This window comes from Phycicoccus sp. Root101 (assembly GCF_001426245.1).
GTDB lineage: Bacteria > Actinomycetota > Actinomycetes > Actinomycetales > Dermatophilaceae > Pedococcus.
Genome location: NZ_LMCM01000001.1, coordinates 308,202 through 327,313, shown reverse-complemented (window position 1 = coordinate 327,313; position 19,112 = coordinate 308,202). Strand labels below are relative to the sequence as shown.

Below are 19,112 nucleotides of genomic sequence, written 5' to 3'. Positions count from 1 at the left end.
TGCCTCCCGAAGTACGAAAGAGAGTTCCACGTGTACGCGATTGTTCGCGCTGGTGGTCGCCAGGAGAAGGTTTCCGTCGGCGATGTCCTCATCATCGACAAGGTCAAGGGCGCGGCTGGCGACAGCATCGACCTGACCCCCCTCCTGATCGTCGACGGCTCGACCGTGACCAGCGATGCCGCCAAGCTCGCCAAGGTCACCGTCAAGGCCGAGGTCGTGAAGCCCACCAAGGGCCCGAAGATCACGATCATGAAGTTCAAGAACAAGACGGGTTACCGCAAGCGTCAGGGCCACCGTCAGCACTCGACCCAGGTCAAGATCACCTCGATCGACGCCTGAGTCGGCACCCTTTTCGGACCCCACAGACTTAGCAGAAGGCAGGCACTGACATGGCACACAAGAAGGGTGCGTCCTCGACCCGCAACGGTCGCGACAGCAACTCCCAGCGACTCGGCGTGAAGCGCTTCGGCGGCCAGCTCGTCAACGCGGGCGAGATCATCGTCCGCCAGCGCGGCACGCACTTCCACCCCGGTGAGGGCGTCGGCCGTGGCGGCGACGACACGCTGTTCGCGCTCGTCGCGGGCAACGTGGAGTTCGGCACCAAGCGCCGTCGCAAGGTCGTCAACATCGTCCCGCTCGAGACCGCGGACGCCAGCTGACTCTCGGTATGGCGCGTGGCCCGGCCACGCGCCATACCTCCCCGAAGGGGGCGGGCCTGATCGGGGCCCGCCCCCTTCTGTCGTCCGCCTCAGCGCACGTCCCCTCCTAGACTCGGGGACGCACCAACCAGAACAGAGAGAAGAGCCCCATGACCAGCTTCGTCGACCGCGTCGTGCTGCACGTCGCCGCGGGCGACGGCGGACACGGCGTTGCTTCTGTCAAGCGTGAGAAGTTCAAGCCCCTCGGTGGACCCGACGGCGGCAACGGTGGTCGCGGCGGTGACGTCATCCTGCGGGTGGACCCCCAGGCGACCACGCTGCTCGACTACCACCACCACCCCCACCGCACGGCGACGAACGGCAAGCCCGGAGCCGGCGACGAGCGCAATGGCGCCGACGGTGGCGACCTGGTCCTGCCCGTCCCGCCCGGCACCGTCGTCAAGGACGGCGAGGGCACGGTCCTGGCCGACCTCGTCGGCCAGGACGCGGAGTTCGTCGTGGCCCGTGGTGGGCGTGGGGGACTCGGCAACAAGGCCCTCTCGTCCGCCCGTCGCAAGGCGCCCGGCTTCGCGCTGCTCGGTGAGCCGGGCGACTCCGGCGACATCCTGCTCGAGCTCAAGTCGCTCGCGGACGTCGCCCTGATCGGGTTCCCCTCGGCAGGCAAGTCCTCGCTGGTGTCGGTGCTGTCCGCGGCCCGGCCCAAGATCGCGGACTACCCGTTCACGACCCTCGTGCCCAACCTCGGAGTGGTGCAGGCCGGCGAGTTCCGGTTCACCGTCGCGGACGTTCCCGGGCTCATCCCCGGTGCGAGCCAGGGCAAGGGACTGGGACTGGAGTTCCTGCGCCACGTCGAGCGCTGCTCGGTCCTCGTGCACGTCATCGACTGCGCGACGCTCGAGCCGGGCCGCGACCCGATGACCGACCTCGACGTGATCGAGGAGGAGCTCTCGCAGTACGTGCCGGACGACTCCCTCGGCGGCCGGCCACTGGCCGAGCGCACCCGCATCGTGGTCCTCAACAAGGCCGACGTCCCCGAGGCGCACGAGCTGGCCGAGATGGTCAAGCCCGACCTCGAGGCCCGCGGCATCGAGGTGTTCATCGTCTCGGCGATCGCACACACGGGCCTGCGCGAGCTGATGTTCGCCATGTCCCGCCACGTCGGTGAGGCCCGCAAGGAGCTCGAGATCGCGACGGCGACGCCCAAGCGCGTCGTCATCCGTCCCAAGTCGGTCGACGACAGCGGGTTCCGGATCGTCCGCGAGAACACCCCCGACGGCGAGGTCTTCCGCATCGACGGCGAGCGCCCCACCCGCTGGGTGCGCCAGACCGACTTCTCCAACGACGAGGCCGTCGGCTACCTCGCCGACCGCCTCGGCCGCCTCGGCGTCGAGGAAGCCCTCTTCAAGGCCGGCGCCGTCGCCGGGGCCACCGTGCTCATCGGCCCCAAGGACAACGCCGTCGTCTTCGACTGGGAGCCCACCCTCATCGCCGGTGCCGAGCTGCTCGGCCAGCGCGGGACGGACCTGCGCCTCGAGGAGGCCACCCGTCCGACCCGTGAGGACAAGCGGGCCGACTACGCCGACCGGCGGGCCGCCCGCACTGCTGCCCGCGCCGAGCTGGCCGAGGAGCGCCGGGCCGGGCACTGGGCCACGGCCAAGAGCGAGGACGACGAGGACACCGAGGGATGAGCGTGGCCGACCGCCGTCGCGACGTGGCTCGCGCCCGGCGCCTGGTGGTCAAGGTCGGGTCGTCCTCCCTCACCCACGCCGGTGGCGGGTCGCTCGACGAGGCCCGCCTGGTCGAGCTCGTCGACGTGCTCGCGGCCCGGCGCCTCGCCGGCCAGCAGGTCGTGCTGGTCTCGTCCGGCGCCATCGCGGCGGGGATCGGCCCGCTGGGGCTGGCCCGCCGCCCCGGCGACCTCGCGACCCAGCAGGCGGCCGCCAGCGTGGGGCAGGGAGCCCTCGTGGCGGCATACCAGCGTGCGTTCGGTGCCCACGGGCTCACCGTCGGCCAGGTGCTGCTCACCGCCGACGACGTGACGCGCCGTTCGCACTACACGAACGCCCGCCGCACCCTCGACCGCCTGCTCGAGCTCGGCATCGTGCCGATCGTCAACGAGAACGACACGGTGGCGACGCAGGAGATCCGCTTCGGCGACAACGACCGCCTCGCGGCGCTCGTCGCCCACCTCGTCCACGCCGACGGGCTGCTCCTGCTCACCGACGTGGATGCCCTGTATGACGGGCCGCCCAGCCTGGCGGGCAGCCGGCGGGTGCCGTCGGTCGTGGGTGGGGCCGGGCTGGACGAGCTCGTCATCGGCGGCACCGGTTCGAGCATCGGCAGCGGCGGCATGCTCACCAAGGTCGAGGCCGCCACCATCGCCAACGCCGCCGGCATCACCACGGTGCTCACCTCGTCCGACCGCATCGCTGCCGCCCTGGAGGGGGCTGACGTCGGCACGGTGTTCGTGCCCACCGGTTCGAAGCGCACCTCACGCAAGCTGTGGCTCGAGCACGCGACGACACCTCGGGGTCGGCTGCTGCTCGACCCGGGTGCGGTGCGAGCGGTCACCGAGCGCCGGACCTCGTTGCTCCCCGCGGGGATCACGGCGGTCGAGGGGTCCTTCTCCGACGGTGACGCCGTCGACCTGTGCACCGTCGAGGGCCGCGTCATCGCGCGTGGGCTCGTCAACTACACCTCGGCCGAGCTGCCGGGCATGCTCGGGCGGTCGACGCGTGAGCTCGCCAAGGAGCTGGGGCCGGAGTACGAGCGAGAGGTCGTCCACCGCGACGACCTGGTGCTGCTCTAACCCGACCGCGGACGCGGACGTGGTTCGGCGAGGCAGACGTGGCTCGGCGCCGCGGCCGGTGGGTCGCCGTCAGCGGACGGGGATGCCGTCGACCTGACCCCGGGTGCGGGGGACGATCGCGCCGCCGGCGAGGTCGAGGACCGTGCGTGACGCCACCGGGTCGTCGAGGGCGACCTCCACGGTGCGCAGGGCCCCGATGGCGGGGCAGGCCACGTCCGTCGGGGGCGGCGTCCGAGGCACCTGCACGACGGTGACCACCACGGCGGTGCCGGACGACCACTGCTCAGCCCGGTAGTCCGCTCCGCAGGGACCGGTGGCGTCCGGCGCTCCCACGAAGTGCAGGCGGATCGTGCGGACGTCCGGGCCCGGGCTCCACGAGTCCACCCGAGGGCCGTCGCCGGGCTGCGGGGAGGTCTCTTCGGGCGGTTCGACGAGGGCAGAGGCCGGGAGGGCGACTCTCAGCAGGCCGACCGCGGTCCCCTTCAGCGCGAACCGCCAGGCGGGCACCGTGGCGGTGCCCGACGAGGTGCTGACCTGCATGGTCGTGAGCCTGGCCGAGGTCACCTCGAGGTCGGTGCAGCCGTTGCAGTCGGTGCGCACCCGGGTCAGCTCCGCCAGGGCGTCCGTCGCCGACAACAGGCTTGTCGGCACCCGGCGGCCGGTGCCGTCGACGACGACGCCCTTGTCCGACGAGGTGGGAAGCGGGGCGATGGCGACGAGGTGGCCGGAGAGCGAGGCCCGCTTGTCGTTGTCCCCGACGGCGTCCTCCCAGGTGCCGTCCTGGCTGACCAGCTCGCCCGGCGGGATCGCGAGGGCGAGGGGGTCGCTTCCCTTCTGCGCCGCTGCGAACCGGTCGAGGAGCTGCGTCGCCCTCGAGGTCCGGCCCGGGTCGCCGCTGGGACTGCTCGGTGCACCGGAGCCCGGTCTTGCGCCGTTGCCGCACCCCGCCAGCAGGACGACCCCGACGAGACCGGTCGCCACGACCGCGACGCCGTGTCGGGTGAGGGGGCGTCGGCGCGCGGCAGCGGGGACCGGTCTCATACCCGTAGGACGCTTGGCAGTGCAGATCGGTTGCCACCCAGCACAGGGTGCTGCAGCAGGGGCAGGTTGCTCCCTACCCCTGCTGCAGCAGCCTCTGCTAGCACAGGGTGCTGCAGCAGGGGCAGGTTGCTCCCTACCCCTGCTGCAGCAACCTCTGCTAGCAGAGGTTGCTGCAGGGGGTTGCTGCCGGGGGGGTGCAGCCTGCCGGGGGAGCGGGGTCAGCGGACCCGGGTGACGTCGAACTGCATCCGCGGGTTGGCCAGCGACTCCTGCGACTGCACGAGCTGCAGCTCGCGCTCACCCGAGTCGAGCGTGGTCTGCAGCAGGTCGAACACGCTGCTCGCGGTCCGGGCCAGCGCCACCGCCGGGTCGCCGGTCTCGAGCAGGTGGGCCGTGAACAACGCGGCAGTCACGTCACCGGAACCGTTGGCCTTCATGGGAAGTCGCGGTGTCTGCACGACCCAGGCGCCGTCGCCCGTGACAGCCATCATCTCGATGGTGTCCTCCGGGGCGTCCGGGCGCTCGACGCTCGTGACCAGCACGGTCGACGGCCCCATGGCCCGGGCGAGGTCGACCGAGGCAAGGGTGTCCTCGATGGTCCGCGGCTCGGTGCCGGTGAGGAACCCGAGCTCGAACTGGTTCGGCGTGATGAGGTCGGCGGCCGGGACGACGCGTTCGCGCAGCAGGACCGGGATGGCCGGGTGCACGAAGCAGCCGCTCTTGGCGTTGCCCATGACCGGGTCGCACGCGTAGATCGCGTCCGGGTTGGCCGCCTTGACCTGGGCGACCGCATCGAGGATGACGTCGCCGATCTCCTCGCCACCCTGGTAGCCGGACAGCACGGCGTCGACCTTCGGGAACGCCCCGCGCTCCCCGATGCCCTGGATCACCGCCCGCACGTCGTCGGCGGGCATCAGCGGACCGCGCCACGCGCCATACCCGGTGTGGTTGGAGAAGTGCACCGTGTGCACCGGCCAGACCTCCACGCCGAGGCGCTGGAGGGGGAAGACGGCGGCGCTGTTGCCGACGTGGCCGTACGCGACCGAGGACTGGATCGACAGGATGCTCACCCGCCCATTCAACCAGTGGTCCGGGAGGTGGTCGTGGGCCCGTGCGCCGGACCGCGAGGCCTACCCTTGGACCATGGCCGAGATCGATCCCGCCGCCGTCGCCCAGGTCGCCGACGCGGCCCGCGCCGCCCGCACCGCCTCCCGCAGGCTCGCACTGCTCTCGCGCGCCGACAAGGACGCCGCTCTGCGTGCGCTGGCCGACGCCCTCGACGCGGCCACCGACCGCATCGTCGCCGCCAACGCCGAGGACCTCGAGCGGGGTCGCGGTTCCGGTATGGCGCAGGGCCTGCTCGACCGCCTCGCTCTCAGTCCCGAGCAGGTCGCCGCCGTGGCCCAGGCGCTGCGCGACGTGGCCGCCCTGCCGGACCCCGTGGGTGAGGTGGTGCGTGGCTCGACCCTCGCCAACGGCCTGGAGATCCGGCAGGTCCGCGTCCCGATGGGCGTGGTCGGGATGGTCTACGAGGCCCGTCCGAACGTCACCGTCGACGCTGCCGGCCTCGGTCTCAAGTCCGGCAACGCCGTCATCCTGCGTGGTGGCTCGGCCGCCGGGTCCACCAACCGCGCCCTCGTCGACGTCCTGCGCGACGCGCTCGTGGAGCAGGACCTGCCCGCGGACGCGATCACCCTCCTCGAGGGCGGTCGGGACGCGGTGCGGGCGCTGCTCACCGCCCGTGGCCTGGTCGACCTGATCATCCCGCGCGGGGGAGCGGGCCTCATCCGGACCGTCGTCACCGAGTCGACCGTGCCCGTCATCGAGACCGGCGTCGGCAACTGCCACGTCTACGTCGACGTCGCGGCGGACCTGGACAAGGCGCTCGCGATCGCGGTCAACGCCAAGGCCCACCGGCCGAGCGTGTGCAACGCCGCCGAGTCGCTGCTCGTCCACGAGTCGGTCGCCGCCGACTTCCTGCCCAAGGTGCTCGCCGAGCTCTCCGGCGCAGGCGTCGTACTGCACACCGACGACGCGTCCGGCTCCGCGGCCGAGCGCGCGGGAGTGCCCCACGAGGCCGCCACGGAGGAGGACTGGGGCACCGAGTACCTCGCGCTCGAGATGAGCGTGCGCGTCGTCCCCGACCTCGACACGGCCATGGAGCACATCCGCAGGTACGGCTCGGGCCACACCGAGGCCATCGTCACCGAGGACCGTGCGGCGGCCCGCAGGTTCACCAGCGAGGTCGACGCGGCCGTCGTCATGGTCAACGCCTCGACCCGGTTCACCGACGGGGGCGAGTTCGGCTTCGGTGCCGAGATCGGCATCTCCACGCAGAAGCTGCACGCCCGCGGACCGATGGCGCTGCCCGAGCTCACGACGACGAAGTGGGTCGTCGAGGGCGACGGACAGGTGCGCAGCTGAGCCGGCCACGCGGCATACCGGACGCATCCCGGACCCGCTCCGGGCGCATGGCAGGATGAGCGCCCGTGGAAGGCACTGAGGTCCGAAAGCTGGCCGCGCTCGAGGACGCCCACTGGTGGTACCGCGAGCGTCGGCACCTCCTGTCGCGGATGATCTCCGGTGTCACCCCGGGGACCGCGCTGGACATCGGCGCCGCCGGCGGCGGCAACACCCGGGTGCTGGAGGCTGCCGGGTGGTCGGTGGCCGCGCTGGAGTACGGCGCCGAGGGAGCCGAGGTCGCGGCCGACCGTGGGCTGTCCGTCCTGCGGGCCGACGCCACGGCTCTTCCGGTCGGCGACGACTCCCTCGACCTGGTGGTGGCGTTCGACGTCCTCGAGCACATCCTCGACGACGACTCCGCGGTGGCCGAGGTGGCCCGGGCCCTGCGCCCGGGCGGCCGGTTCCTGGTCGCCGTGCCCGCCGACCCGCGGCTGTGGTCCGACCACGACGTCGCCGTCGACCACGTGCGCCGCTACACGCGCACGACGCTGCGGGAGGTGCTCGAGCGCGGCGGCTTCGAGGTGACCTCGATGACGTCCTGGAACGTGCTGCTGCGTCCGGTGGTGGCGCTGCGCCGCCGTTCGTCGAGCGGTTCGGACCTCGAGACCGTGCACCCGGTCGTGAACCTCGGCCTGCGCGCAATCGTCACGGTCGAGCGCTGGCTGCCGGTGAAGGCTATGCCCGGTGTGACTCTGCTGGTAGAGGCTCGTCCGCGGGCGTGACCGGACCGGTCAGCGAGTCGTAGGCCACGAAGTAGGTGGGGCGGGCCTGCAGGTGGGCGTACATGCGGCCGACGTACTCACCGAGGATGCCGAGGCAGAGCAGCTGCACGGCACCCACGCCCGCGACGGCGACGACGGTCGACGTCCAGCCCGGCAGGGTGTGTCCGGTCGCGCCGGCGATGAGGGCATACGCCAGCAGCAGGAATGCCGCGGCGCCGCCGAGCAGGCCCAGCCAGGTCGCGGCCCGCAGGGGAGCGGTCGAGAAGCCGGTCACGCTGTCCAGCGAGAGCCGGATCATCTTGGCCAGCGGGTACTTGGACTTGCCCGCGGCGCGCTCGTCGCGTCGGTACGTCACCGACGCCGACGGGAAGCCCAGCGCGGGCACGACGAACCGCAGGACGCGGTGGTGCTCCGGCAGGGCGTTGATCGCGTTGACGGTGGCCCGGGACATGAGCCGGTAGTCCCCGGCGTCGACCTGGGCCCCGGTGCCGGACAGCAGGCGGATCAGCCGGTAGAACGCCCGGGCGCTGAGCCGCTTGAAGACCGAGTCGGTGGAGCGGTCGGAACGAACGCCGTAGACCACGTCGGCGCCGTGCAGCCTGGCCTGCGCGAGCATCTCGGGGATGACCTCGGGCGGGTCCTGGAGGTCGGCGTCGAGCGTGACGACGTAGCCGCCCCGCGCCGTGGCCAGTCCGGCCGAGATGGCCGCCTGGTGCCCGGCGTTGGCGCGCAGCCGGACGATGCGCAGCTCGGGCCAGTCGCGCAGCATCCGCTGGAGGACGACTGGGGATCCGTCGCTGCTGCCGTCGTCGACCGTGACCACCTCGTAGGTGGTGCCGAGGGTGTCGGCGACCGGGCGCAGGCGGGCCGCCAGGAGGGGCAGGACGTCCTCCTCGTTGTACACGGGGATGACGATGCTGAGCTCCGGCGACATGGTCCAAGACTAGGACCTGCACCATAGGCCGATCGGCACAAAAGGTGAGGGCCCCTCGAAGTATGAGTTCGAGGGGCCCTCTGCGGTGCTCCCACCGCTTCCGGCGAACCGGTAGCGGGTGGATCACCACGTGCGGGTCGCCGTGCCGCCGAGGCGGTCGTGCGTCCCACGGGTGCGGGTCGCCGTGCCGCCGAAGCGGTCGTGCGTCCCACGGGTGCGGGTCGCCGTGCCGCCGAAGCGGTCGTGCGTCCCACGGGTGCGGTGCCGGCGGCCACCGAGGTGGACGTGGCTCCCGCGGCGGGCCCGGCGGCCACCGAGGTGGCTGCTGGTCCCACGGGTGGTGCAGCTCGCGACCGGACGAACCGGCCAAGACTCTGCCCCAGGTCGACCGCGCACGCTCCCGGCGGACCGGGTCGTACCCACTGCGACGGTGGCTTCCCACGGCTCCGGCGAACCGGTGCTGCGGGTCGGTGCGATCTGGTCAGCGGTCTCGGAGTTCCTCCGCGGCGTCGCCCGCGAACCCGGGACCCGAGGGCCCCAGGACCCCGTCCGGGCGGACCCGGTCGAGGCGGTCCACCGTTATCCGGCTGACCTGTGCCCTGGTCCTCGTGTCGGTCCGGGTTTCCCCTTCCCGACCCTCCGACCGGAGCGCGTGAGAGATTTCTAGCGGCCGGTTCTGTTGCCCCGCAAGGGGTTTCGCCAAGCTCTTTCTGTCCACCGGTTGCCCACACCGTTGTCCACATCCGGTCCCGCTGGGGCAGCACGTTGTGCACAGGGCTGTGCACAACATCGGTGGACAACGGGCGTGAGGCGTGGTGGCCCGTGACCGGTAGGCTGGGCCCCATGTCGTCGTCTCTGTCGAACCTGTATGCCGCTGCCGAGGAGCCCCTCCGCGAGCTGCCCATGTCGCCGTACGCCTTCGGTGCCCTCGCGTTCGTCTCGTTCCTCGCCCTGCTGGGGGTCCTCTGGGGCTTCCGCGGCACGGCGCAGAAGCTCGCCGGCCCCGTCCACCACGACGGCGACCACAGCTCACCCCAGGGCGGCCACCACTGAGCATGCGTCTCGGGGTGATGGGCGGGACGTTCGACCCGATCCACCACGGCCACCTCGTGGCCGCCTCCGAGGTCCAGACGAGGTTCGGGCTCGACGAGGTCGTCTTCGTCCCCACCGGGCAGCCCTGGCAGAAGGACGCCCGGGAGGTCAGCCCTCCGGAGCACCGGTACCTCATGACCGTCGTCGCGACGGCGTCCAACCCGCGGTTCACGGTCAGCCGTGTCGACATCGACCGGCCGGGACCCACCTACACGATCGACACCCTGCGTGACCTGAAGACGCAACGCCCCGACGACGAGCTGTTCTTCATCACCGGTGCCGACGCGCTCGCCCAGATCCTGTCGTGGAAGGACGCGGACGAGATCTTCGAGCTCGCCCACTTCGTCGGGGTCACCCGCCCGGGCTACGTCCTGTCGGAGTCCGGCCTGCCGGCCGACCGGGTCAGCCTGCAGGAGGTGCCGGCCATGGCCATCAGCTCCACGGACTGCCGCGCTCGCGTCGAGCGGTCCGAACCCGTCTGGTACCTCGTGCCCGACGGCGTCGTCCAGTACATCAACAAATACCGCCTGTATGCCGCCGGCTCACCTGTCGGCGCAGCGGCACGAACGTAGGAGTGCAGTGCCAGCCACCGACCGATCCCTCGAGCTCGCCAAGGCGGCCGCCGTCGCGGCCGACGACAAGCTCGCCACCACCATCGCCGGCATCGACGTCAGCGAGCAGCTCGCCCTGACCGATGTCTTCGTCATCGTCTCCGCCAGCACCGACCGACAGGTCGGCGCCATCGTCGACGCCGTCGAGGACACGCTGCGTGAGAAGGGTGCCAAGCCGATCCGCCGCGAGGGCGAGCGGGACGGCCGCTGGGTGCTGCTCGACTTCGGCGACATCGTCGTCCACGTCCAGCACGACGAGGAGCGCGAGTTCTACGAGCTCGAGCGCCTCTGGAAGGACTGCCCCGAGATCGACCTGGGCGTGCCCAAGCGCCGCGACGCGTGAGCGACGGACGGCGCCTGCTGCTGGTCCGGCACGGGCAGACCGAGCACAACGCCGGCGGCGTCTGGCAGGGACAGCTCGACACCTCGCTGTCCGACCTCGGCGTGGAGCAGGCCCGCGCCGCGGGCCGCGCCATCGCGGCATACCGGCCGACCCGGGTGGTCGCCTCGGACCTGCAACGGGCCCGCGTCACGGCCGAGCACGTGGCCGAGGCCGCGGGCATCGAGGTGACCCTCGACCCTCGCTGGCGTGAGATCCACGTGGGGCAGTGGCAGGGGCTGGCCACCGCCGAGGTGCGGGCGGGGTACGCCGACCTGCTCGAGCAGATGGACGTCGCAGACGTCCGTCGCGGAGTGGACGGCGAGACCCTCGCCGAGGTGGGGGCCCGTGCGGGTCAGGCCCTGCGCGAGGTCCTGGACGGGCTCGGCGCGGGGGAGTGCGTCGCCGTCGTGGCCCACGGCGTCTCGACCCGCGCAGGCATCGCCGACCTGCTCGGGGTGGACCAGCACCTGGCCACCCACGCGTTGCTGACCCTGGGCAACTGCCACTGGGCCGAGCTCCGGCACGGCCGTACCGGGTGGCAGATCGCCGCATGGAACGCCCACGCCTGAGCCGATTTGGTGAAACGGGTGGGTCACTGGGTAAACTTCCGCAGTCGCCTCCGGGGGACACCCTCTCGGGGAAACTCGGGGCTGTGGCGCAGTTGGTAGCGCACTTCCATGGCATGGAAGGGGTCAGGGGTTCGAATCCCCTCAGCTCCACCGAAGGACAGAAGGACCAGACACGGCTCGTGTCTGGTCCTTCTGCGTTCGAGGCCCAGGGGCAGGTCTTGACCAGTTGTTGACCCGGGCCTAGACCCTTCGGTCAGCGCGGGCTGGCTGGTCGTCCGGTGTGACGCCGAAAACCTCAGTACGTCAATTGTCGTAGGAGACAGTTGACCCATGTTCACCCCCACCTCACCCGAGATGCTCATGCTGATGTTCCTGGCCGGCGCGCTCCTGGTCGTCCTCGGCGCCGTCGGCGTCCTCGTGCGCACGGCCGCCGCCGCCCCTCGCGGTGTCGTCGTCCCGGGACGCTTCGACTCCCGCACCAGCCGCTGACCGAGCTCCTCCCTCCTGCTCGAACCGGCCCGCACCGGACGGCCCGCACCGCCGCCCCGCGGGCGGCCACCCCCACTGTTTGGGACGATGGACCGGTGACCGCGACCTTCGACTACGACAACACCAGCGGTCGCCCGACCGGGGCGTTCATGGCGGTGCTGCAGGCCCTGTTGCCCGGGGTCCGGTCGGTGCGCAGGCAGATCGACCCGTACGCCCAGGACTGGGCGGAGGCCAACCGACGCGCCCTCTCCCAGGACGGCCCGCTCTGGGTCGCCCTCGGTGACTCCATGACCCAGGGGATCGGCGCCTCGTCGTTCGACCGGGGCTGGGTCGGCCAGCTCTCCGAGCGCTTGCGCGAGCAGGGTCGGCCGCACCGTGTGGTCAACCTCGCCGTCACCGGCGCACGGATCGACGACGCGCTCGAGCGACAGGTGCCGGCCCTCGAGGCGCTCGTCGCAGCCGGCCAGGTCCCTGACCTCGTCACCGTCGTCCTGGGCTCCAACGACGTCGTGACCCCGCGGTACCGGGCCGGAATGTCGGCCCGGTTCGCCACGCTGCTCGACCGGCTGCCCGACGGTGCCGTCGTGCTCAACCTGCCCAACCCCCACAAGGAGGCCCGTCGGCTCGACGCGCTGCTGCGCGAGCGCCAGGCAGAGGGCCGGCTGGTCCTGGCGGACATCGGGCGTCACGGCCCCCGCTCGTGGCGTGGCCGCCTCGCCCCGGACCGTTTCCACCCCAACGACAAGGGGTATGCAGCGATGGCCCACGTCTTCGAGCTCGCCCTCGACAGCAGGAACGTCCCCCCTTCCTGACGGCCGGGCGAGCCGGCCGGGACCAGCCGTGCCAGAGTGGACGGTCCCGCCCGGACCCGCCCCGGAACCGCCCGGACCCGCCCCAACCCGACGAAGGAACCCATGTCCGTCAGCACTGCAGACGCCGTCGTCGTCGGCGCAGGACCGAACGGCCTCGTCGCCGCCAACGCGCTCGCCGACGCAGGCTGGGACGTCGTCCTGGTCGAGTCGAACGACGAGGTGGGCGGAGCCGTGCGCAGCGCCGAGGTGACCGCGCCCGGGTACACCACCGACCTGTTCAGCGCGTTCTACCCCCTGGCCGCCGCCAGCCCGATCATCAAGGACCTGCACCTCGAGGAGCACGGCCTCGTGTGGCGTCGGGCGCCGCACGTCCTCGCGCACGCCCTCGACGACGGGAGCGCTGCGCTGCTCTGCTCGCGCGCGGAGGACACCGCGGCGGGCCTCGAGGCCGAGGCGCCCGGTGACGGCGAGGCCTGGATGGAGCTCGTGGAGGGCTGGGACCGCATCCGCGACCCACTGCTCGACGCACTGTTTACACCGTTCCCGCCTGTGGCCTCCGCCCTGCGGATGGTGCGACGGATGGGCGCGGGCGGCACGCTCGACTTCGCCCGTCTCGCCGTGACTCCGTCGCGGCGCCTCGGTCAGGAACGGTTCCGGGGCCAGGGTGCAGGGTTGTTGCTCACGGGAAACGCCCTGCACAGCGACGTGCCGCCGGATGCCGCCGGCAGCGGCCTGTTCGGGTGGCTGCTCTGCATGCTCGGCCAGGACGTGGGCTTTCCCGTCCCGGAGGGCGGGGCAGGAGAGCTCGCAGGCGCGCTCCGACGACGCGCCGAGAGCCGCGGAGTCCGCGTGCTGACGGGCAGCCCCGTGACCTCGGTGACGACCTCCGGTGGTCAGGCGACGGGGGTGCAGCTGGCCGACGGCACCACCCTGCGGGCCCGTCGCGGCGTGCTCGCCGACGTGCCGGCGACCACGCTCTACCGCGAGCTGCTGGCCGGTTACCCGCTGCCGGCGAAGCTGCACCGCGACCTCGACCGGTTCCAGTGGGACAACGCGACGGTGAAGGTCAACTGGGCGCTGGACCGACCCGTGCCGTGGACGGCAGAGGCCGCCCGGGGTGCCGGTACCGTGCACCTCGGGGTCGACAACGACGGGTTCGTGGACTTCGCCGCCGACCTGACGGTCGGGAGGGTCCCGCAACGGCCGTTCCTGCTGTTCGGGCAGATGACGACCTCGGACCCGTCCAGGTCACCGGCCGGGACGGAGTCGGCCTGGGCCTACACCCACGTCCCCCACGACGAGTGGGACGAGGGCAGGCTCGCCGCGCACGTGGATCGCATGGAGGAAGCGGTCGAGCGTGTTGCGCCCGGCTTCCGCGGGAGCCAGGTGGCACGTCACGTCCAGGGCCCGGCGGACCTACAGAGCGAGGACGGGAACCTCGTGGGGGGAGCCATCAACGCGGGCACGGCAGCACTGCACCAGCAGCTGGTGTTCCGCCCCACCCCCGGGCTCGGCCGCCCGGAGACCCCGATCCCCGGGCTCTACCTCGCCGGCGCCTCGGCGCACCCGGGCGGCGGGGTGCACGGTGCCTGCGGCTGGAACGCCGCCCGCGCGGCTCTCGGGGCCAACGGGATCAGCGGGCCCGTGCGACGGGCGCTGACGCGAACCGCCTGGGATCGCCTGCTCAGGACGTGACGCGCTCGCGGTGACGGCCCTCGGCGAGGTAGGCGAGCCTGCGGAGCGCCTCGACGTTGCGTGGGCCGATCGCCAGCTGGCGCAACGGCTTGGGGACCAGCGTGCCCGGACCCTTGACGGCGTCCTCGGCGATCGCGACCGTGCACGACCGCTCGTCCCGGGCGGTCACGGTGATGACGACGGCTGCCTCACCGGCCGGCCACCCGCGGGCCACGAGCGTCAGCGTGGTCGGAGCGTCGGACCGGATCACCTTGGAGGTGTCGGAGATGACCAACGGCCAGACACCGAACGAGTGGTGCAGGCGCGCCCCCTCGGCGGGCCAGCTGCGGTCGACGTCACGGACCCGGGACGCACCGACGACCCACGTGGCGTAGTCCCAGCCATCGGCCAGGACGTCCCAGACGGCCTGGGSGGGAGCCATGACCTCTCGCGTCACCGTGACGATGCCGTCGTGGCCGGTGCTGATCCTGCTCATGGTTCACGCTCTTCCTGGTGGGGTGCTGCTGCAAGACGGCTGGGGTCAGCTCGGGTGGAGCCGCCCGGCCCACGCTGTTGGAGCCGGACGGCTCCAGTGTGTCCGTACCCGCGCAGGACCGGTCCAAACCGGACACCCGAGGGTGGCTCACGTGGTGACCCAACGGCCGGTTCGGGGGTCGAGTCGCGCCAGGCCGCGGTCCGCGAACGCCGCGAGCCACCCCTCCATGGGGAACCAGCCCCACCGGTCACGGAAGACGTTGGCGTTGCGGACGATCGAGGTGAGGTGTCCCACCGGTGGCGTGTCGGTGGGGTGGTGCTGGTGGTATGCCGCGGCGCCACCCACCCAGAGCATGGTCCCGCGGGCAGCACCCAGGCGCTGGCCGAAGTCGGTGTCCTCGGCGCCGTACCCGGTGTAGTCCTCGCTGAACCCGCCCAGGCGTCCCCAGTCCGCGGCCGTCACGGCGAAGGACAGCGACCAGAACAGGCGCAGGTCATCGGCGACCAGGACCGTGCGCTCGTCCGGCGCCGGTCGACCCGGGTGGGGATCGGCGAGCTCGTCGAGCCGGTCGTGGCGGTAGGCCCGGGCGTGGGCGACTGGCGGCAGGTACGCAACGGTCCCGCAAGCCACGACCGGGCTCGGGTGGGCTGGGGACAACCCGCCAAGACCTGACCCGTCCGTGTCGAGGACCTGCCTGTAGCGCTCGAGCGTCCGCGCAGCCGGGATGCAGTCGACGTCGAGGAAGACGAGGTGCTCCGCTCCGGCAGCGATCGCGGTCAGCGCGCCGATGTTGCGGGCGCGGGCGAGGGGTAGCTCGCCGCCCGGGTCGAGGCCCACGGGGACGACCAGCGTGGACGTGGAACCGGCGTCGGAGACGACGGCGGCGATCTCGGGGTCGTCCATGGCCACGACGACGTGCAGGTCGGCGGGGGCGCTCTGCCGCCCGAGACCCCACAGCTGTCCCCGCAGGTGCTCGTGGCGGCCGCGCGCGATCGTGACGACAGCGGTGCCGGGCCGGCCGGTCACGGGGAGGCCCAGTCGGCGACGAGCCCGGTCAGGTGGTCGGCCGCCTGCTGGGCCCCGGTGCCGTCCGACCAGCGTGCCCAGCCGTGCCCACCGCGCGACACGGCGAGCTCGAGCAGCTCCGGCCAGTCCTCGGGCTCGGGCCACTCGGTGCGACCCACGGCGATCCGCCAGTCGTCGATGCGGCGCGCGGTCCACTCCTGCTCCGCGTGGGGTCGGGGCTGGGCCACCACGACCGCCGGACGCCGGGCGGCGGCGGCTTCGGCGACGGCGTTCTGGCCTGCATGCGTGACGATGACGTCGGCTCGTTGCAGGTCGTCCCAGAGGTCGCTCGACCCGTCGTGCCCGGGGGAGCGTTCGACCCAGGTCCACCCCGGGGTCGCGGCGCGGGCCGCGCGGACGTCGGCGTCGGTGGTCGAGCGGCCCCCGGCGCCCCACAGAAGGAGGACGGTCCGGTCGCCGGGAGCGCCGGGCCCGGCGGCGTGGCTCCCCGGCGTCGCCGGGTCAGTCGAGGTGGCCGGCAGCTCGCGTCCGTCGAACCGGGAGATGCCCCCGACGAACCACGCCTTGTCGACCCACCGGTCCGGCCAGTGCAGGTCGTGCGCACCGCGGGGCCAGGGTGCCAGCAACGCGTCGGCGGTGTCGTACGCCAACCGGTGGGCACGGTCGTCGCGCCGACCCGGCATCGCCACGACGACGGTGGGCACGCCGGCCAGCCGGGCCAGGAGGGCGACCTCGACCGACACGTCGACGACGACGGCGCGTGGGCGCTCGTCGGCGGCCCAGGTGGTGAGCTGCGCCGCCCGTCGGGCCAGCCCGTCGTGATGCAAGGGCACCCAGTGCAGGACCCCGTGGGCGGTCAGGTCCCGCTCGGAGCGGTGCCCGGCTGGAGGGTCGTCGTCCCGAGCCAGGTCCGTCCAGCCGCCCGTCCACCCGGGTGGACGCGGACCGGAGCTGAGGCCCCATACCGGCTCGTCCAGGACGGCCGCGATGCTCTGCATGCGGGTGAGGTGGCCGGCCCCGTGGTGGTGCGCGTAGTAACCGATCACGCGGCGGCCAGGCTGGTCCGGGTGAGGCGCAGGTAGACCTCGAGGTAGGCGTCGACCATGGCGTCGAGCGAGCAGTGCTGGACCGCGTGCGCCCTGCAGGCGTCGCGGCTGAGGCCGGTGACCGCGGCCACCAGGGCCGCCGCTCCCGTGACGTCGCCGGGTTCGACGAGCATGCCGCACCCGGGCACGACGAACTCGGGCAAGCCCCCGCGTCGGTACCCGAGAACCGGTGTGCCACAAGCCATCGACTCTGCCGCGACGAGTCCGTACGGCTCGTCCCACGCAGGGGTGACCAGCATGGCGGCGCTGGAGCCGACGAGCGTCCGGAGGCTGGGGACGTCGAGGTGACCGACGTACTCCGCGGACGGCCCGAGCAGCGGCTCGAGCACGTCGCGGTGGTAGGTGGGGTCGCCGATGGGCCCGGCCAGGCGCAGGTGGCGGCCGCTCGCCGCGGCGATGCGGACCGCCTCGTGGGGTGCCTTCTCGGGCACGATACGTCCGACCCAGACCAGGTCGTCACCGCCGGGGCCAGGGGTCCAGACGCCGGCGTCGATGCCGTTGTGGACGACTGCGGCGTCGGTGACGTGACCCCACTGGCGTGCCGTGTAGCCGCTCACCGCGACGAACCGTGACCGCTGCTGGTCCATCAGCCGGATCGCCGGTTCGAGCCACGGCGTGGGCGGCGTGTGCAGGGTCGTGAGCATCGGTGCGGGGCACGACTGCGCGAGCGCCACCGGGAGGTGGTGGAGGCTGTTGTTGTGGATCAGGTCCACGTCGGTCCGACCCGCCAGCTCGAGCATGACCTGCAGGTAGGCGTGGTGCTCCTGCAGCCATGCCTCCGGCGGCATGGAGACGTCCGACCGGGCCGCGTCGCTGAGCTGAAGCGGCAGCACGGAGATCTCGCGGGCGTCCAGCGCGGGGTCGCTGCCGGGCCCTGCGAACAGGGTCACCTCGATCCCGCGGGCACGCAGACCCTTGACCAGGGCCCAGGTGAGGGACTCGAGCCCTCCGGCGAACGGCTGGCGCAGCGGGTGGCGGGCCGACGCGAGGATCACGACGTGCATGCGAGCCCCCGCGTCCCGGCGCGGGAGATGGCCCGCGCGTAGATCGCCTCGTGCGCCCGGGCCAGTGACGCCCGTTCCGTATGGCGCTCGCGCAGTGTGGCGCGCGGCGCCGCCTCCCCAGCCAGCCAGTGGTCGTGGGCGGTCCGGACGGCCTCGACGAAGGAGGACGTGCGTGTGGGGCCGGACGCGGCATACGACAGGACGGGGCGCTGGTCGGCGTAGAAGCCGCAGTCGGGGGCCACCACCCAGGTGCCGAGGTCGTGGCACGCCTCGAGCCAACCCGAGTGGGTGCCGAAGCGGTAGGCGAGGACGGACACGTCGAGCCCGTGGAGGTAGGCGAACAGCTCGTCGTCGGTGAAGAAGTCGTGCACGGCGAGCTCGAGCCGCCCGGCGTCTGCGAGGGACCGGAGACGCTCCGACAGAGCCGCGTCGTGGCGCGGGAAGCCCGCCGTCATGACGTCGGTGTGCGCGTCGACCCGCAGCACCGCCCCGGGGAGGGTGGGCAGCGCCTCGAGGAGGGCGTCGACGAGGGGCACCGGGTCCATGTTGGCGCGCAGGCTCTTGGCGTGGATCCCGATCACGAAGGGCTGGCCGCCGGCGCGCGGTCGCTCCAGCCACTCGTCCGGGACGACGTGGGGGTGCGGCAGGACCGTGGCGGCGCGGCCCCAGCGGCGCAGGATCGTCGCGGCGGCACCCTCGGTCAGGGTGATGAGCTCGTCGGCCTCCGCCACGAGGACGCCCAGCTGGGCCTCGTGGGCCTCGGGGGTCTCGTGGTGGGGGTTGCGGAGGTCGTGGACCGTGAGCACGAGGGGCAGGTCGTGGCTGCGCAGGGCGGCGACGACGCCCCGCAGGTCCTCCGGGGACACGGCGTCGAACCCGAAGTGCACGTGCATCACGTCGAACTCGTCGGCGTGCTCGTGCACCCACGCCGGGGTGAGCATGCGTGGGGGCCACCAGGGAGAGTCCGGCGAGGACCCCGACGGCGGGTCGGGCAGCCGGACCACCGCAGGGGCGTCCTGGCCGGGGCTCTTGCCCCCGGTGAGGTCAGGACCGACGGGGGAGAGGTGGCGTACGTAGACGTGGCCAGCAGGGACCGAGGCGACAACCGTGCTCAAGACTTCCTCCAGGGAGGGGAGTCGAGCCTGCGTCAGCAGAGCCCGACAGGGCAGCTGGCGCGTGGTTTGACCGGCTAGTGGTTACTGCTCCTCAACGTAGACCCCTGC

Annotated in this window: 21 protein-coding genes and 1 tRNA gene; 14 read left to right on the top strand and 8 right to left on the bottom strand. The window is 72.5% G+C overall.

The annotated features are described in order from the left end of the window. Nucleotides 1-30 precede the first annotated feature (30 nt). From rplU to proB, 4 genes are all read left to right on the top strand, one after another. Complete coding sequence (gene rplU, locus ASC58_RS01480; RefSeq protein ID WP_056915057.1) at nt 31-339, top strand: 50S ribosomal protein L21; 309 nt, start codon at nt 31-33, stop codon at nt 337-339. 50 nt (nt 340-389) lie between these two features. Beyond that, nucleotides 390-659 carry a 50S ribosomal protein L27 gene (rpmA, locus tag ASC58_RS01475; protein ID WP_056915056.1) on the top strand — a complete coding sequence of 90 codons (270 nt, stop codon included), beginning with the start codon at nt 390-392 and terminating at the stop codon, nt 657-659. A gap of 149 nt (nt 660-808) precedes the next feature. Next, nucleotides 809-2,347, top strand: coding sequence for a GTPase ObgE (obgE, locus tag ASC58_RS01470; RefSeq protein ID WP_056915055.1), 1,539 nt, complete (start codon nt 809-811; stop codon nt 2,345-2,347). Then, nucleotides 2,344-3,468 (top strand): glutamate 5-kinase, encoded by a 1,125-nt coding sequence (proB, locus tag ASC58_RS01465; protein WP_056915054.1) that lies wholly within the window; start codon nt 2,344-2,346, stop codon nt 3,466-3,468. The genes obgE and proB overlap by 4 nt, the downstream gene beginning before the upstream one ends. A gap of 69 nt (nt 3,469-3,537) precedes the next feature. Here proB and ASC58_RS01460 read toward each other — a convergent pair whose 3' ends face one another. Together ASC58_RS01460 and pdxY are read right to left on the bottom strand one after the other, a co-directional pair. Beyond that, nucleotides 3,538-4,509 carry a hypothetical protein gene (locus tag ASC58_RS01460; protein ID WP_056918157.1) on the bottom strand — a complete coding sequence of 324 codons (972 nt, stop codon included), beginning with the start codon at nt 4,507-4,509 and terminating at the stop codon, nt 3,538-3,540. A 218-nt stretch (nt 4,510-4,727) separates the two neighbouring features. Continuing rightward, the gene (gene pdxY / locus ASC58_RS01455; RefSeq protein ID WP_056915052.1) at nt 4,728-5,579 is read right to left on the bottom strand and encodes a pyridoxal kinase PdxY; all 852 of its coding nucleotides are present in this window, start codon (nt 5,577-5,579) and stop codon (nt 4,728-4,730) included. A gap of 73 nt (nt 5,580-5,652) precedes the next feature. Between pdxY and ASC58_RS01450 the strand changes: the two genes are divergently transcribed. Further along, nucleotides 5,653-6,933 carry a glutamate-5-semialdehyde dehydrogenase gene (locus ASC58_RS01450; RefSeq protein ID WP_056918435.1) on the top strand — a complete coding sequence of 427 codons (1,281 nt, stop codon included), beginning with the start codon at nt 5,653-5,655 and terminating at the stop codon, nt 6,931-6,933. Nucleotides 6,934-6,998: 65 nt separating this feature from the next. Next, a complete protein-coding gene (locus tag ASC58_RS01445; protein WP_056918156.1) occupies nt 6,999-7,694 on the top strand; it encodes a bifunctional 2-polyprenyl-6-hydroxyphenol methylase/3-demethylubiquinol 3-O-methyltransferase UbiG in 696 nt (231 codons plus the stop codon). Here the strand turns inward: ASC58_RS01445 and ASC58_RS01440 are convergent. After that, complete coding sequence (locus tag ASC58_RS01440) at nt 7,648-8,628, bottom strand: glycosyltransferase family 2 protein (protein ID WP_056915050.1); 981 nt, start codon at nt 8,626-8,628, stop codon at nt 7,648-7,650. The two genes, ASC58_RS01445 and ASC58_RS01440, sit on opposite strands and share 47 nt — an antisense overlap. Nucleotides 8,629-9,471: 843 nt before the next feature. On the opposite strand from ASC58_RS01440, the gene ASC58_RS01425 reads away from it, so the two are divergent. The 8 genes from ASC58_RS01425 (at nt 9,472) to ASC58_RS01395 (ending at nt 14,278) form a co-directional block, all read left to right on the top strand. Further along, nucleotides 9,472-9,681 carry a hypothetical protein gene (locus ASC58_RS01425; protein ID WP_056915048.1) on the top strand — a complete coding sequence of 70 codons (210 nt, stop codon included), beginning with the start codon at nt 9,472-9,474 and terminating at the stop codon, nt 9,679-9,681. 17 nt (nt 9,682-9,698) lie between these two features. Next, nucleotides 9,699-10,292, top strand: coding sequence for a nicotinate-nucleotide adenylyltransferase (nadD, locus tag ASC58_RS01420; RefSeq protein WP_056917178.1), 594 nt, complete (start codon nt 9,699-9,701; stop codon nt 10,290-10,292). A 7-nt stretch (nt 10,293-10,299) separates the two neighbouring features. Further along, a complete protein-coding gene (gene rsfS, locus ASC58_RS01415) occupies nt 10,300-10,674 on the top strand; it encodes a ribosome silencing factor (RefSeq protein ID WP_056915047.1) in 375 nt (124 codons plus the stop codon). Continuing rightward, nucleotides 10,671-11,282 (top strand): histidine phosphatase family protein, encoded by a 612-nt coding sequence (locus ASC58_RS01410; RefSeq protein WP_157581363.1) that lies wholly within the window; start codon nt 10,671-10,673, stop codon nt 11,280-11,282. The genes rsfS and ASC58_RS01410 overlap by 4 nt, the downstream gene beginning before the upstream one ends. Before the next feature lie 77 nt (nt 11,283-11,359). Continuing rightward, nucleotides 11,360-11,432 (top strand) — tRNA-Ala (locus ASC58_RS01405). Between the two features lie 180 nt (nt 11,433-11,612). After that, nucleotides 11,613-11,771 (top strand): hypothetical protein, encoded by a 159-nt coding sequence (locus ASC58_RS20860; protein WP_157581361.1) that lies wholly within the window; start codon nt 11,613-11,615, stop codon nt 11,769-11,771. Nucleotides 11,772-11,866: 95 nt separating this feature from the next. Next, a complete protein-coding gene (locus ASC58_RS01400) occupies nt 11,867-12,583 on the top strand; it encodes an SGNH/GDSL hydrolase family protein (RefSeq protein ID WP_200947703.1) in 717 nt (238 codons plus the stop codon). A gap of 102 nt (nt 12,584-12,685) precedes the next feature. Continuing rightward, nucleotides 12,686-14,278 (top strand): NAD(P)/FAD-dependent oxidoreductase, encoded by a 1,593-nt coding sequence (locus ASC58_RS01395; protein ID WP_056918153.1) that lies wholly within the window; start codon nt 12,686-12,688, stop codon nt 14,276-14,278. Here ASC58_RS01395 and ASC58_RS01390 read toward each other — a convergent pair. The 5 genes from ASC58_RS01390 to ASC58_RS01370 form a co-directional block, all read right to left on the bottom strand. After that, on the bottom strand, nt 14,268-14,753 hold the full coding sequence (locus ASC58_RS01390; RefSeq protein WP_200947702.1) for an SRPBCC family protein: 486 nt from the start codon (nt 14,751-14,753) through the stop codon (nt 14,268-14,270). The genes ASC58_RS01395 and ASC58_RS01390 overlap by 11 nt on opposite strands. A gap of 147 nt (nt 14,754-14,900) precedes the next feature. Further along, nucleotides 14,901-15,779, bottom strand: a complete 879-nt coding sequence (locus ASC58_RS01385; RefSeq protein WP_056918152.1) for a glycosyltransferase family 2 protein — start codon at nt 15,777-15,779, stop codon at nt 14,901-14,903. Then, nucleotides 15,776-16,825, bottom strand: coding sequence for a glycosyltransferase (locus ASC58_RS01380; RefSeq protein WP_056918151.1), 1,050 nt, complete (start codon nt 16,823-16,825; stop codon nt 15,776-15,778). The genes ASC58_RS01385 and ASC58_RS01380 overlap by 4 nt, the downstream gene beginning before the upstream one ends. Then, nucleotides 16,822-17,889 carry a glycosyltransferase family 4 protein gene (locus ASC58_RS01375; RefSeq protein WP_056918150.1) on the bottom strand — a complete coding sequence of 356 codons (1,068 nt, stop codon included), beginning with the start codon at nt 17,887-17,889 and terminating at the stop codon, nt 16,822-16,824. Before ASC58_RS01375 ends, ASC58_RS01380 begins: the two co-directional genes overlap by 4 nt. Beyond that, nucleotides 17,877-19,004 (bottom strand): glycosyltransferase, encoded by a 1,128-nt coding sequence (locus tag ASC58_RS01370; RefSeq protein WP_056918149.1) that lies wholly within the window; start codon nt 19,002-19,004, stop codon nt 17,877-17,879. The genes ASC58_RS01375 and ASC58_RS01370 overlap by 13 nt, the downstream gene beginning before the upstream one ends. Between the last annotated feature and the right edge of the window lie 108 nt (nt 19,005-19,112).